This window comes from Nitrosomonas eutropha, assembly GCF_900116685.1.
GTDB classification, from domain to species: Bacteria; Pseudomonadota; Gammaproteobacteria; order Burkholderiales; family Nitrosomonadaceae; genus Nitrosomonas; species Nitrosomonas eutropha_A.
On the sequence record NZ_FPBL01000002.1, the window covers coordinates 378,523 to 393,278 of the forward strand.

The following is a 14,756-nucleotide window of genomic DNA, read 5'->3' on the forward strand; positions in this document are numbered from 1 at the left end:
TCTCAATGCGACAAATTGTCGCATCCCCAGTTAAACATGGCCTGGAGACGTATCCAGCGACAGGGTTGTTACCAGATGACACATAGACGGAGAATATGACAAAAATTCCGACAGGCTGAGTTTCACCAGATAGCCGAGATGTGTTTTGTATCAAACTCAACCGGAAAGGCCCTGCTCTTGGTTACCCATAACTTCAATCTAAATGATCCATCAGAACGCTGAATGACAGTGGATGGATTATTTGGGCTCAATAACTAAACGCTGCCTCAAGCAGATAAGTACGTTGCGGATAAGGATGGTATACCCAAGCCTTATCATTATTGAGGTTACTGATACCAAATGAAAATCGGCTTTTCAACCCGTTATGAAATTTGTACCGGTAACTGGTTTTGAAATCCATGAAGAAAAAATCACTCTGGGAACCGAATACATTGTTCACGTGATCCTTGTTATCAGGATCGTTATATGAATCGCTGGTATAGCGACCAGATAAGGAAACGTCCCAGGCATCCGTCATATGGTAAGTGCCGAAAAAGTTGGCTCGCCAGTGTGGCAGGCGAATGACCTGTTTCCCGGTCAGGCTGTAGTTGGTAGGCATGCCGGTTGATTCGGTGAATTTTACAACCGGGCCGTCTTCCACTTTTGAATTCATCCAGGTGCCGTTGAACATGAAATCAAATCGTGTACCGAGAACATTTCTCTGTTCGAAAATCAGCTCCACTCCGGTTGTGCCGACTTCGCCAATATTCTGGAAGGCACTGGTTGTCAGTGCTCCCGAGGCGGAAGTGATCTGGCGGATGGCATCCTTGATGTCATCCCGGAATACGTTGACACGGACGTAACCCTTCGGCAACCCATACTCCATCATAAAGTTATGGTGCACGCCATTTTCAGGTTTGAGCAGAGCATTTGCTGCCAGAATGCTGGTAGGCGTACCGAGTGACTGGAAAAGCTCCGCAATCACCGGGAAGCGATGCGCACGCCCGAACGAATAGCGGAATTTCCATTGACCAGGCTCATATCCGAACGAAACCTTGGGAGAAGTGGCTGTTTCAGTGCGATCGGGCACAGCCACATTGGAAGCAACCCCTTTGCTTGCTTCCCACCATTCCTGACGCACACCAGCCGTAATATCCCAGTCTGGCAGGAAACGGAACATTGATTGTGCAAAGATCGCATGGGTCGATGTCCGGCCATCATTATTGCGGTTAGACTGCAAGGCACCCCGGGTCAAGTCATCATAATTGGTCAGGCTATATTGCCGGAAACTGAGGTTGTACTGGTCAAAATGATATCCGGCCAGAAACGACAGTTTGTCGTAACCCAGCAGCATCGGTGTACTCAGCTTGAGATCGTAATTCCACCAGTTAAATTTGCGGAAATCCTGCAATTGTCCAACACCGGTATTGCCCGGATCAGCATGATTGAAGAATGCCGTCGCCCGAATATCCTTCAACACATCGAAATAGCTGAGCGTGGTATCAACATCCCAGCCAGGCGTTAGCGCACCGCGCAGTGATAAACCCAGATTCAATGTCTCACGTTTGTCGCGGCTACTGCCAAAACCATTTCGCACCACGTCGAAACGGGTGCCATCCAAGGAAGCATTGCCCGGATTTGAACAGGTGACAACCGAGTTACAGACAGGTGAACTTCCTCCCCAAAAATAATCACCGTTTGCTGTATGCAGATAGTTATTGGGATGATTCTGGTTGCGGGTGCGTTCTTCATACGCTACGGTGAACAGCGTCTGCAGGTCAGAAGTAATGTCATACCCCAATTTGCCCTTGAACAAGTGAGTATTCACTTTCTCGGGGCCGGTATCACCATAAATGATACTGGGCGTGCCGCGCGTATCCGGCATCCTGACACCTCCAGTCACCGGCGCCCCTCCGGGCACATTGAACAATCCGGTATTATCGATGAAATAGGATTGTGGATGCCCTTGGGCCTCCAACCGGTTGTAAGCCAGAAACACCGTGAATTTGTCCTGTATTCGATTACCGTAAGAGAAATATTGCCGGTCACCGATGAATGTTCCCTTATCCGACCCGTAATTCTTGTAAGGCTGAATGAACACACTGCCCTCAGCATAAAACTCCTGCTTGTTCGGCATACGCGTTCTAATATTGGCGACACCCCCTATTGAGTTACCACTGTACTCGGCCGAAAAAGGGCCATAAACAATGTCAACCGAATCGATCTCGTTCGGCCCGACCAGTGACCAGCGTGGTGCTCCATTGAAAGAAGCCTGCAAAAAGTTATGCAGTGGCAGACCATCGGCATAGACCATGCTGCGCGCGGTTGAAAACATATCTGCCCCACGGATCCCCAGCACACCATTCGGATCTCCCACGTAACGCTGGCGTATTTGCAGGCTGGGCATATATTTGAGCACTTCTTCTGTAGTTTGCGCATTCTGCTGCTCAACTTGCGCCCGGGTTACACGCGTTGAAGGTGAAGTAAAGTGTGAATCCCGCTCTATCTCGCCTGTCACCACCATTTCCCTGAAAATGGTTCCATTTTGCGTGGCAATCTCACCTGTTTTTTTCTTCTTCCCTTTTTCCTTGTCAGCACTGACATCACCGCTCGATTCAGTCGCTTGCATCAATTGCTCTCCTACATACTCCCTGTTCTCACCTGGTATTTGCTTTCCAGGTGAACCATCACCCGGAGCAGCGTAACTTGATGCCGCACAAAGCACGACGATCAATGCCAGAGGAAATTGCTTCATGATCTGAACTATCCTTTCAGTTTGTGATTAATAATTAGATGCGCAGTAATGCCTGATGCCATATCACTTATTTGTGATAGATGTCATAAACTGTCTGCTGTTTATTGTTGTTTTGAAGATAGTTTTCAGCTGCTGGATCGAGTGATTACTCTTTCAACAGGTAGAATTCGCAGCCCTTCATTTTCGGTATTCCATACAATTAAAGCTTTATCGTTACTGATCAACGGCACCGGGTAATCGCTTGCCCCGGCAGACAGCATCAGGCGCCACGGCTCACTCCAGGTTCTATCAGCATCATTCGAAAACATCATCCTTATGGAATAAACATTCCCATCAAATTCACGCCAGGTCAGGATGACAGTTTCGCCATGTACAACCACTGCTGCATGGTTGGGTTGCACATCTGCATCACCCAGCGCCATGGATTTCGACTCCAGGTCACTACTGATCCGTTTGTAAAACTGCCCCTGTCCGGCAGTACCACTGGTAAACCAGGTCAAATGCAACCGATCCTCGCCATCATTACCAATATTTTCCGGTACGGGGGTCACTGTCGCCGGCTCGGAAAAATGCCTGCCGTCATCTTCCGATCTGGAAACCAGCAAGCGCTGATTAACCATTTTTACCAGCCATAACCACCCCTCTTGATCCAGCGCCACCCCTACTGCAAGCGCAGTCTTGGGAGGAATTGAAGCCTGCATGACGAATGGTTGCCAAGTTGAATCGTCAGCACCTGACCCGGCTGCGATCGTAACCGCAGAGGCAAGTGCAAGAAAGAATCCGGCCAGCACAGGAAGAGAAAACATCGACTTCTGCATGATTTACGTCAAAACCCAGAGAATAACCGATCCTAAAAAGGATAAGAATGTGACAAATTGCCGCATCTCAATGCGCAAATGAAAACCCTGATCATGAGCCACACACGATCAGTTACAATATTGCAATTGACCTGAGTAATGATAATTATTATTATTCTCATTGTATTCTTTATGATTTGATTCAGATTGATATTTTCACCACAAGGAGATAGCGTATGCATGCACCAGCGATTCTGCGACAGCCGGAAATCAACGCCTTATTACCTGAAGCCGGATTACCAGAGAAAGCAATTGACATCCACACTTCTCCTGTAAAACGCATGAAACTCTGGGAGTTGGACAGATCACATCACTGTCCTGTTATCGGTCTTTGTCTGCCACCTGCAGATCTTGAATGCTTTGCCAGACGCTTTCACTTTAATGCTCCGATAAACAACGCGCATGCTTTGCATGTCGAAGCAGTATGCTGTGTAACGTCCAGAAACACCGTATCAGAAACGATTCATAAGCATCTGGACAGATTGCATCAGAGCCATATCAAACAATTCGAGGCAGCCAAAACCGATAACGAGGTACTGGCACTCTGGAAAACACATTTTTCCAACGGGAAAATAGCCGGACCGCTGTGGGCAGCGCTTACCCACAAGCGCATCAGCCCTGCAATCAGGGAACAGATTCACGACATGGTCCACATGCACATGCATGAAGCAGTTGCCGAGCTTTCAGTTACACAGAACCGGGCAAACCAGACAGGACAGACACTGAAGGAGCTGGCCGAGCAACTGGAACAGACCAAAGAAAAACACGTACAAACCGAATTGCGCCTACGCCAGCGACTGGAACAGGCGGCTGTAGAAATCCGCCAATTACAACAATCCCGACGGGAAGATGACACACTGCGTCAGCGTCTGGAAATGCTGGAATCCGGCCGTGCCATGCTTAGTATGGGGCAGCGTCTAGTACAGCTGACAACAGAAAACGAGCAACTGCAGATCAAGGTTGCGCAAGCTGACGAACTCAAGCAGTCACTCAAAAACGCCTGCCACAGTCTGGCCGAGCTTTATCGTGAACGGGATGCCTTGCACACTGAGCGAAACTCGCTGGAAAATCTGCTACTGGCTTTCAGCTCCACTAATACCACTGATAAAGAACCAGCCGATACGACTGATATCCCCACCGCTTCTTATGACTGCATCCTGTGCGTAGGCGGTCGATCCGCACAGCTGCCGCACTACCGCACACTTGCCAGACAGCTTGGCCTCAAATTGTCACATCACGACGGTGGACAGGAAGATGCGTTATCCCGCTTACCGGAAATGATATACGGCGCTACAGCGGTGATTTGCCCGACTGATTGCGTCAGCCATGCTGCCTACTACCAGATCAAAAGACTTTGCCGCCTGGGGCGCAAGCCTTGTTTGTTGTTCAAGGGAACGGGCATTTCCAGCTTCGCTACGGCATTAGCAAAAATTGCAGCAGGTGAAGCCAGCATCAATAATTCATTCAGTCAATTACCTGAAACCACAGCATAGCCGCCCAGTGTTGTCCACCGGGGTTGTCCACCGGGCAGTCTTGCCCCTTTTGTTTTTCGATTCATAACACGGAGAAAGCATGTTTTTTGGAATTAAAACAGTAAAAACTGTTATATCGCTTTATTTATTGGCATTTGTTCTGCTGAGTGTTGAAGGGGTATATGCAGCCAATGTGGAACCGTCAGACCAAACCGGTTTTCTGGTAGTTGCAGCCGATCGCGGTTTTGTCGGCAATGAGGAAATTCGTGATGCATTTGAGCCATTCTCGGCCAGCCACCCGGCTGCGCTGGTATTCGTTACTGACGAGCGCACCCAGCAAACCCTGCAATCTGCTCTCACCACCCTGCATAGCCGCAATGTCAGCCGCATTGTGGTATTGCCTCTGTTTATTTCTACGGCAGAACCACGTTATCAACTCGTTCATCAGCTGATTACGCGGGAAAATAAAACTGTACCCACTGTTTTTGCACCCCCTTATGGTGAAAGCTATTTCGCAGTTGAAGCGCTTGCCACCTGGTTGCGTGCCATGGAACACACGGCCCGCCAGCACCTGCTGGTAGTGGGTTATGGCACGCAAAATGATACGGACAGACGCGCGATGTATAACGACTGGATGCGAATTATCAAGCAGGCATCAGCAGGAATCAGTTTTCGTTCGATCAATGCCCTGATCCTTCCGGAAAGAGCAGAAAACGAATCTCCGGAAGGCTACATGAACAGTACAAAACGGAAACTTTCTAACGTACTGACCTCTCTTCCGCCAACCAGAAATAGCAAGAACCAGGTTGTCGTGTTTGCTCTCGGCCCCAAACACGACAGCATGATGTCGCTCGAAGCACGGCTGGAACGACTGCTGCCCCAGAATACGGCACTCAACAGTTTTGGAATCGAGCCACAGCAGCTGGCGATGTGGATGGAGCGGGAAGCCAATCGCAACCTGCCCCTGGCGACAGAAGATACCGGCGTCATCCTGTTTGCTCACGGCTCGGATTTCCACTGGAACGAGAACCTGCGTACAGCAGTACAGCCTTTAATAGATCGCTACAGAATCGAGTTTGCCTTTTCCATGGCGGACCCTCTTACGATCGAACATGCACTGCACAAGCTGGAACAGCGCGGCGCCAAAGCAGCCATCATCGTCAGTGCCTTCGCAACAAAAAATTCATTCCGTAAAGAAATCGCACACCTGGTTGGAATAGATATTGAAGATCACCAGGCTGAGCAAAATATAGCCAATAGCGATACACAGAATGGGCACGGCAAACATGGGCATGGAGAATCCGGCAAGCCCGTTCCCAGAATCATGACATCCCTGCCAGTCATCTGGACGGGTGGTTATGAGGATAGCCCTCTGTTTGCAAAAGCCCTGTTCGATCGTGTACTTGCACTCTCCAAGGATCCATCTAAAGAAACTGTCATTCTGACTGCACACGGCACACAGGATGATCAACGCAACAATGAGTGGCTACAAAATCTGGAAAGTATCACTCATCAGATGCGCAGTAATGGCGGTGAAAACTTCAAGGCATTCAAGGTTGCCACCTGGCGCGAGGATTGGCCGGAAAAACGTGCACCCTGGGTTAAGAAAACAAGAGCCATGGTGACTGAAGCCAACAAACAAGGGGGGACAGCCATCGTCATCCCTGCGCGCACGACCAGCACTGGCCCGGAAAAAAAATTCCTGGATGGACTCAAGTTCGAACTGGGAGAAAGTTTTGCGCCTCACTCCTTGTTCACACAATGGGTCGATGAGCAGATTCAGCAAGGAATAAAACAACACGAGGAAGCCATCAATAACTAAAAATATTATTGCGGCAACAAAAGCCGCTGTTCCAGCCAGCCAGCACCACGCCAGCCAGCCAGAAATTACTCATTTCTGGAGGAAGTGTTTTTTATGTCATCAAGATTCAAGCATTATCCAGCCGCACCTAACATTTCGTATTTTTCAATCATCATGGCTGTATCGATGCTTTCCAATCCTGTTCATGCGCAGACAGCATCAGCTGGCGCAAAATCTGAAAACAGACTGGCTTCCGCTGACTTGAAGGAAATCACCGTTACCGCCACCCGCACCAGCCGAAAGGTAAGCGAAGTGCCTGAATCAGTCAGTGTGGTCGATACCGAGCAGATACGGACCCGACAAGCAGCCGATATTGGCGACGTACTACGCTACCTGCCTAACGTTGAACTGGGCGGTGGGCCGCGTAATCTGGGACTGAATCCGGCCATACGCGGCATGGGAGATAATCGCATCCTGTTCCTGCTGGATGGTGCCAGGCAGGATTTTAACCGTGGTCACAATGCTCGTATCTTTACCGACCCCAGTCTGCTCAAACGTGTGGATGTCATGCGTGGACCAGCTTCTGCTGTATGGGGCAGTGGTGCGCTGGGTGGAGTGATATCGTTTACCACACTGGATGCGACCGATCTGCTGCGCCCTGATGAGCGTTTCGGCATGAAAGTTCGCGGGGGATTTCAAAGCATGAACGAGCAATATATCCCCGGCATCAGTGCTTACGGGCTGGTTGGAGAACAATTCGACTATCTGCTTGATTTTTCCTACCGTAATGCAGCCGATGACATCCGTCACGGTGACGGCTCCAAACTGCAAAATTCCCGCTTCGAATCCTATGCCAGTCTGGCCAAATTTAACTGGACACCAGGCGATCATCACTTCACGTTTTCTGCACAAACGTTCGATCAGGCCGGGAAAGTACCTTCCAATTCGCAAGCTGCTTCTACGGCCAACACACTGGTGGACCGGGATACCGAGCAGCGCAACTATACCCTGCGCTATCGTTATGAAAACGTGGATAATGCCTGGCTCAATCCCGAAGTGCTGGTCTACCATAACACCACCTACAGTCTTGAGAAACGGCTGTTCGACCGGCGGCGTGATGAAACCGACTTCTCCACGACCGGCATCAATGCACACAACAGTTCCCATCTTGTGCTGAACAGTTTTACAACCCAGTTGATTACCTATGGCGTTGATTATTTTCATAATGAAGCCAGGGGGAAACGCAATGGCGCTACACGACCGGAATTCCCCCGGGGAGAATCAGATGTCGTCGGGCTGTATCTGCAGGATGAGATCACGCTGTGGGAACGCTTGTCACTCATCCCCGGTGTGCGCTGGGATTATTTCAGCAGCAAGGCAGATGGCATGTCTGTCAGCTCCAATCAAAACAATCGCGTCAATTTTAAACTTGGCGGATTGCTTAAGGTAACCGAGTGGCTGTCGATTACTGGCGGCTATAGCGAAGCATTTCGCGCACCGACACTAAGCGAACTGTTCACGACCGGCACACATTTCACTTGCGGACCAAGGTGCGCCAATCTGTTTGTACCCAATTCTAATCTCAAGCCGGAAACTGCCTTTAACAAGGAAATCGGTGCGCGCATACAAAAATCAGATCTGCTGTTTGAAAACGATCAACTGACAATGCGTGGAACCTATTTTCATAATAAGGTTAGAAATTTCGTTGATCTGATGGTTGATTTTGTCTTTCGCCCGGTTCCTGGCAACCCCGGCAGAGGCGGCACCACGACCAGTGACAACGTACACGATGCCCTACTGAAAGGGTTTGAATTAGAAGCCAGCTACGCAGCAAAATATGGCTACACCGGCTTCTCTTACGCTCAGACACGAGGTCATAACCGGACGAATGGCGGGGTATTGTCCAATGTTCAGCCGGATAAATGGATTGTAATGGCCGGGTTAAATTGGCCAACCTATGATCTTTCCCTGGGATGGCGCAGCAGTATCGTTGATGCGCAAAACCGAGTACCAACAGGCGGCACACCTACTCCAGGCTATACATTGCACGACCTGACACTGACCTGGCTACCACAAAACGGCCCAACTAAAGGGCTACGTCTTGATTTTGGAATCGACAATCTGACTGACAAGGATTATCGCCGTCACCTCAACGTACTGAAAGATCCGGGGCGCAACTACAAACTGGCGGTCTCTTATCAGTTCTGATTCGTGTGCTGTCCAGTTTTGCTCATATAGGAGCTTGAATCTGAATGATGTGGGCAGGTTACAGTAGCTGTTCAATATCACCGGCCGGTGATTCCGATTTATCTTCCTGATAGTGGCGAAAGCATTTCCAGCCCTTGATATTGCAGCATAAAACCGCGCTGACTGGCGATGTTCATAATCAGTAGAACTTTACTCTGATAATCACTGAACAACTTGTCCTGCCTGTCACTACAAAGAGATTGCAGTCTTTCCGGATACTGTTCACCCAAAGGGTTTCCATCTCTTTCTCCTGCCCTCCCCTTTTCTCCCACCTTCCCTGGTAGCGGTATATTTTTGCAGTTAGGCGGGCAACAGTGTATTTTCTTCTAACTTCAGCTGTACAGAATGAACGAGACGATATGACGAATTACCACCTACCATGAAACGTATTCTGGCTCTCATTATTATGCTTCTCATTGTGGGCAGTGGTATCTTCGCATGGATACAGCGCACTGATCAGAACGAGAACCTGCTATATCTATATGGCAACGTTGATATCAGAGAGGTGCAACTCGCTTTTCGCCAACCAGGGCGTGTCGCACAGGTTCTGTTCGATGAAGGGGATTTCGTTGTGGCAGGCACACGCATGGCAACACTTGATGCACAACCGTATCAGGAGGCACTAGCCGCTGCACAGGCATCGGTGCAGGTGGCACGAGCTGAGCTGGCTAAAATGCATAGCGGTTTACGTCCGCAGGAAATCACCCAGACACGGGAAGCGCTCAAACAGGCGCAAGCACTCGCACACCGGGCTGAACATGATTATGTGCGCGTCAGCAAACTGCTCCCATCCAGAGCAAGCAGCCAACATGATGTAGACAGCACCCGTGCTGCGCGTGACCAGGCCGTCGCCGGAGTCAGAGCAGCCAAAGCGGCCTTATCCCAGGCAGAAGAAGGATTTCGCAAGGAAGATATTGCAGCAGCCGATGCACAGTTAGCCGCTGCAATTGCTACCCAGGATCAGGCAACCACAGCTTTGGCTGATACCGAGCTTTATGCGCCCAGTGATGGCACAGTAATTGCCAGAATACGTGAGCCCGGCAGTATGGTTGCCAGCCAGAACGCCATCTACAATTTGAGTCTTGATCATCCGGTATACGTGCGTGCTTATATTAACGAGACCGTGCTAGGTCGTATAACACCCGGCGCACCCGTTCAGATACGCAGCGATTCCTCAAGGAAGATCTATCACGGCCAGATTGGTTTTATCTCGCCACGCGCCGAATTCACGCCCAAAACAGTAGAAACTACCGAGCTACGCACTGATCTGGTTTATCGTCTGCGGATCGTAGTAAATGATGCTGATCCCGCATTACGACAGGGTATGCCGGTTACAGTGGAAGTGGATACCCGCCCGACAGCTGATCTGTCCGCCGAAGGTTCCTGAATATGTATACCGCAGCGATCCCGCCAGTTTCTGCTGCTACAGAACATGACAAAGCGGCCATTGTTATCGATCAGCTCAATAAGCATTTTGACAACGTACATGCTTTGCGTGACCTGAGCGCAAAGATTTTCTACGGTCGCCTGACCGGCCTGGTCGGCCCGGATGGTGCTGGTAAAACCACCTTGCTACGAATTCTGGCCGGTTTGTTGAGGCCAGATACTGGCCATGTCACGCTAGCCGACTTTGATGTAGTGACAAACAATGACGCGATTCATGTCATAAGTGGCTATATGCCGCAACGCTTCGGTTTGTACGAAGACCTGACTGTGATAGAGAACATGCACCTGCAGGCACAACTGCGCGGCATGGATACCAGCCAGCAGACTGCTCTGTTTACCAGACTCCTTGATTTCACCCGTCTTGCGCCTTTCACCAAACGTCTGTCCGGAAAACTCTCTGGTGGCATGAAACAAAAATTGGGGTTGGCCTGTGCCCTGATGGCACGTCCTAAGGTACTGTTACTGGATGAACCCAGTGTCGGCGTCGATCCGGTCAGCCGACAGGATTTGTGGCATATGGTGCAGGAACTGACCGGCGAAGGCATGGCGGTTATCTGGTCCACAGCTTATCTTGATGAAGCTGAGCGCTGCGACAGCGTGCTGCTACTCAACGAAGGCCAGTTCGCTTTTGATGGCCCTCCCGGAGAATTAACCCAACATCTCAGGAATCGCAGCTTTCGACTGGAAGCGGTTGGCACGCAGCGCCGTGCTGTACTTGCTGAGGCACTAGATTTGGACAGTGTCAGCGATGGTGTTATTCAGGGTGCCAGCGTGCGCTTGGTATTGCGTGTTGGCTCAAGCCCTGAGCAGATTCAGATGCTGGCTAATCGAACCGGTGCGCAGTTGGTGCCTGTTCCAGCCCGTTTTGAAGATGCCTTCATTGATCTGCTGGGTGGCGGACCAGGTGGCACATCAGCGTTGGCTGAACATCTACCACCTGTTGAATTAACTACCAGCAGTGCTGTTTCCTGCCATAACCTGACAAAACGTTTTGGTGATTTCATTGCAACTGACAACGTCAGTTTCGAAGTACATAAAGGTGAGATTTTTGGGTTGCTCGGCCCGAATGGCGCAGGTAAATCAACCACTTTCAAAATGTTGTGCGGATTGCTTAAACCCACCAGTGGCGAAGCACATGTTGTCGGGCTGGATCTGCGCCGGGCACCCGGTATTGCAAAAGCACAGCTGGGCTACATGGCACAAAAATTTTCACTCTACGATCTGCTTTCAGTGCAGCAGAATCTGGAATTCTCCGCCGGGGTATATGGATTAGGCAGCAACATACGGCGCGATCGTATCGAAGAAATGATTAGTATCTTCGATCTGCGCCGCTGGTTATCTGTCGCACCCGGCTCACTGCCACTGGGACACAAACAGCGCCTGGCACTGGCCTGTGCACTAATGCATCGTCCACCGGTACTGTTTCTGGATGAACCAACCTCAGGTGTTGATCCAATTACACGACGTGAATTCTGGACGCATATCAACGGCTTGGCACGCAAAGGCGTGACAATCATGGTTACTACCCACTTCATGGATGAAGCTGAATACTGTGATCGCGTAGCAATACTCTACCGTGCACGCCTGATTGCACTGGATACGCCTGACGCACTTAAACGGGATGCCGCCAGCGCCAACTGTCCTGACCCAACCATGGAAGATGCTTTTATTCATCTGATAGAAACCTCGGCACTCACCGATGAGATAGAAATATGAACAGCGCATCCGGCCAGGAGAAAATAACGGTACGTCACTTTGATCCGGTGCGCTTTATGGCTTTGGTACGCAAGGAAAGTCTGCAGGCAATACGCGATCCGTCAACGCTGCTAATCGCACTGGTTTTACCGCTGATTCTACTGTTCCTGTTTGCCTACGCTGTATCGCTGGATGTACGCCATGTACGCATCGGTGTCGTGCTGGAATCACCAGGGGCAACCGCACGAACGCTGGCCGATGCATTTTCCGGAACGCTCTATCTGGATGTAACCTACGCATATGATCGCCGCGAAATAGCTGGAAAACTGGTTAGCGGTGAATTACGTGGCTATGTCGTCATTCCGCAAGATTTTGAACGGCATTTTGCTGAAACAGGCCAGCCGCTGGTACAAATCATCACCGATGGTTCGCAGCCCAATACGGCTGATTTTGTTGCCAATTACACTCAAGGGGTTATACAAACCTGGGCAGCCAGTTTTACTGAAACCATGTCAACACCAGCTGTTCAGCTGGAGCCGCGTTATTGGTTCAATCCCGAGCTAGCCAGCCGAAGTGCCTTAGTACCGGGCGCCATTGCCATTATCATGACTATTATTGGCACCCTGCTGACGGCACTGGTCGTAGCACGCGAATGGGAACGCGGCACGATGGAAGTTATTTTGTCCACGCCGGCATCAGTGCTGGAGATTCTGGCCGGCAAGCTACTGCCGTATTTCGTGCTCGGCATGTTATCCACTCTGATCGCAGCGGCGCTGGCCGTATTCCTGTTCGATGTACCATTGCGTGGCTCCCTGCCTGCATTGCTGGTACTTTCCGCTGTTTTCATGATACCGGCCCTGGGCCAGGGATTGCTGATTTCATCACTGACACGCAACCAGTTCCTCGCCTCACAGCTGGCCCTGTTTTCCGGTTATCTGCCCGCGTTTATGTTGTCTGGTTTCCTGTTCGAGATTGATGCCATGCCTGCCCCCGTCCGGGCAATTACCTGGCTGATTCCGGCGCGCTATTTCGTCTCTTCGCTGAAAACGATATTTCTGGCAGGCGATATCTGGGAAGTTTTCATCCCCGATCTGATCGGTATGGCGACAATTGGTCTGGTATTTTTTCTGATCGCGCAGCGCCACACACGTAAAAGTCTGGAGTAGCGACGATGTCATACCAGAATTTCCGCATTATCCTTATTCGCTTGCACGCCCAGTTCGTCAAAGAACTGCTCTGCATCCTGCGTGATCCACGCAACCGGGTTGTAGTGTTCGTACCACCATTGCTGCAGCTGCTGATATTTGCTTATGCGGCTACCCTGGAGGTGCGTAATGTCGATATTGCCGTGTATAACCAGGATACAGGACGAGAAGCGCAGGAAGTCGTATGGCATCTGGAAGCAGCACGTTTCATTGCACATGTGCACCATGTTCACAGTAATACAGCGTTACGTGAACAGCTGACACAAGGAAAAGTGATTGCCGCAATCACCATTCCTGCCGATTTCTCTCGCACGATTGCCATTAACGGAAGTGGCCATGTACAGGTACTGGTTGATGGCCGGCGCAGTAATTCCGGGCAAATCGTTACTGGCTATCTCTCCACCATCGCCAAAGATATTCGCTTTACGGCAAACCCCGTTCCGGCACCGGAAACATCTGTAGTTGTACGCCACTGGTTTAACCCCAATCTGGTTTACCTCTGGTTTATGGTTCCCGGCTTGACCGGAACACTCGCCTTTTTCAGTGCACTCATGATCACAGCACTCTCTATTGCCCGGGAGCGCGAGCTTGGGACTTTCGATCAACTGCTGGTATCCCCTGCTTCAACGCTGGAAATTATTTTATCCAAATCACTGCCAGCACTGGTCATCAGCACCCTGCTCGCTTTCCTGATGATTAGTATGGCAGTATGGTTTTTCCACATTCCATTTACGGGATCATTTGGATTGTTACTGGTCGGACTCATTCTGTTTATCTTGTCTGCGGTAGGCATTGGCTTGGTAATTTCTGCCATTAGTATGACGCAGCAGCAAGCCATTTTGGGTGGGTTCGTCATCGGCGTGCCAACCGTACTGATATCCGGTTTCGCTACGCCAATCGAAAACATGCCAGTATTGTTGCAATGGCTGTCTCAAGCCATCCCGCTCACTCATTTTTTGATCATTATCGAAGGCTGTTTTCTCAAGGCGCTTCCACCTTGGGACATCCTTGCAAACCTCTGGCCACTGGCAGCAATTTCCCTCACTACGCTGCCCATGGCAATCATCTTTACCCGTAACCGGTTACAATAAAAACGGGAATCTGAATTCTCAATCTAAATTACGTAAAACGAAAAATGAAGAAAATGACATTAATCAGCGGACGCTCCAGCGGCACCGGCCATTGCACTGCTCATGGTCTGCAGAAGCACGATTATCGTGTCCTTGCTACTGCCTGTCAGCAGGAAAATATAGATATGTTACCGGTATAAGGACTGCAAAGTCTCCAGTCAAAACCGCC

The 14,756-nt window shown here is 50.2% G+C and carries 10 protein-coding genes; 8 read left to right on the top strand and 2 right to left on the bottom strand.

Annotated elements, in window-relative coordinates; all coding sequences use genetic code 11:
* Positions 1 to 247: 247 nt before the first annotated feature.
* Both BM331_RS04340 and BM331_RS04345 read right to left on the bottom strand, forming a co-directional pair.
* Positions 248 to 2,734 (bottom strand): TonB-dependent receptor, encoded by a 2,487-nt coding sequence (locus BM331_RS04340; RefSeq protein ID WP_074927377.1) that lies wholly within the window; start codon positions 2,732 to 2,734, stop codon positions 248 to 250.
* Between the two features lie 125 nt (positions 2,735 to 2,859).
* Positions 2,860 to 3,540 (bottom strand): hypothetical protein, encoded by a 681-nt coding sequence (locus tag BM331_RS04345; RefSeq protein ID WP_256214815.1) that lies wholly within the window; start codon positions 3,538 to 3,540, stop codon positions 2,860 to 2,862.
* Positions 3,541 to 3,767: 227 nt separating this feature from the next.
* Between BM331_RS04345 and BM331_RS04350 the strand changes: the two genes are divergently transcribed.
* The 8 genes from BM331_RS04350 (at position 3,768) to BM331_RS12160 (ending at position 14,727) form a co-directional block, all read left to right on the top strand.
* The gene (locus BM331_RS04350; RefSeq protein ID WP_074927381.1) at positions 3,768 to 5,084 is read left to right on the top strand and encodes a DUF2325 domain-containing protein; all 1,317 of its coding nucleotides are present in this window, start codon (positions 3,768 to 3,770) and stop codon (positions 5,082 to 5,084) included.
* A 79-nt stretch (positions 5,085 to 5,163) separates the two neighbouring features.
* Positions 5,164 to 6,885 (top strand): sirohydrochlorin chelatase, encoded by a 1,722-nt coding sequence (locus tag BM331_RS04355; RefSeq protein ID WP_074927383.1) that lies wholly within the window; start codon positions 5,164 to 5,166, stop codon positions 6,883 to 6,885.
* Positions 6,886 to 6,978: 93 nt separating this feature from the next.
* Positions 6,979 to 9,072 carry a TonB-dependent hemoglobin/transferrin/lactoferrin family receptor gene (locus BM331_RS04360; RefSeq protein ID WP_074927385.1) on the top strand — a complete coding sequence of 698 codons (2,094 nt, stop codon included), beginning with the start codon at positions 6,979 to 6,981 and terminating at the stop codon, positions 9,070 to 9,072.
* A 418-nt stretch (positions 9,073 to 9,490) separates the two neighbouring features.
* On the top strand, positions 9,491 to 10,498 hold the full coding sequence (gene hlyD / locus BM331_RS04365) for a secretion protein HlyD (protein ID WP_074927387.1): 1,008 nt from the start codon (positions 9,491 to 9,493) through the stop codon (positions 10,496 to 10,498).
* 2 nt (positions 10,499 to 10,500) lie between these two features.
* Positions 10,501 to 12,273 (top strand): ATP-binding cassette domain-containing protein, encoded by a 1,773-nt coding sequence (locus BM331_RS04370; protein WP_074927389.1) that lies wholly within the window; start codon positions 10,501 to 10,503, stop codon positions 12,271 to 12,273.
* Entirely contained in the window at positions 12,270 to 13,418 is a 1,149-nt protein-coding gene (locus BM331_RS04375; RefSeq protein WP_074927391.1) for an ABC transporter permease, read from the top strand. Before BM331_RS04370 ends, BM331_RS04375 begins: the two co-directional genes overlap by 4 nt.
* Before the next feature lie 5 nt (positions 13,419 to 13,423).
* Positions 13,424 to 14,548 carry an ABC transporter permease gene (locus tag BM331_RS04380; RefSeq protein ID WP_074927394.1) on the top strand — a complete coding sequence of 375 codons (1,125 nt, stop codon included), beginning with the start codon at positions 13,424 to 13,426 and terminating at the stop codon, positions 14,546 to 14,548.
* 53 nt (positions 14,549 to 14,601) lie between these two features.
* The gene (locus tag BM331_RS12160) at positions 14,602 to 14,727 is read left to right on the top strand and encodes a hypothetical protein (protein ID WP_256214816.1); all 126 of its coding nucleotides are present in this window, start codon (positions 14,602 to 14,604) and stop codon (positions 14,725 to 14,727) included.
* Positions 14,728 to 14,756: the final 29 nt, after the last annotated feature.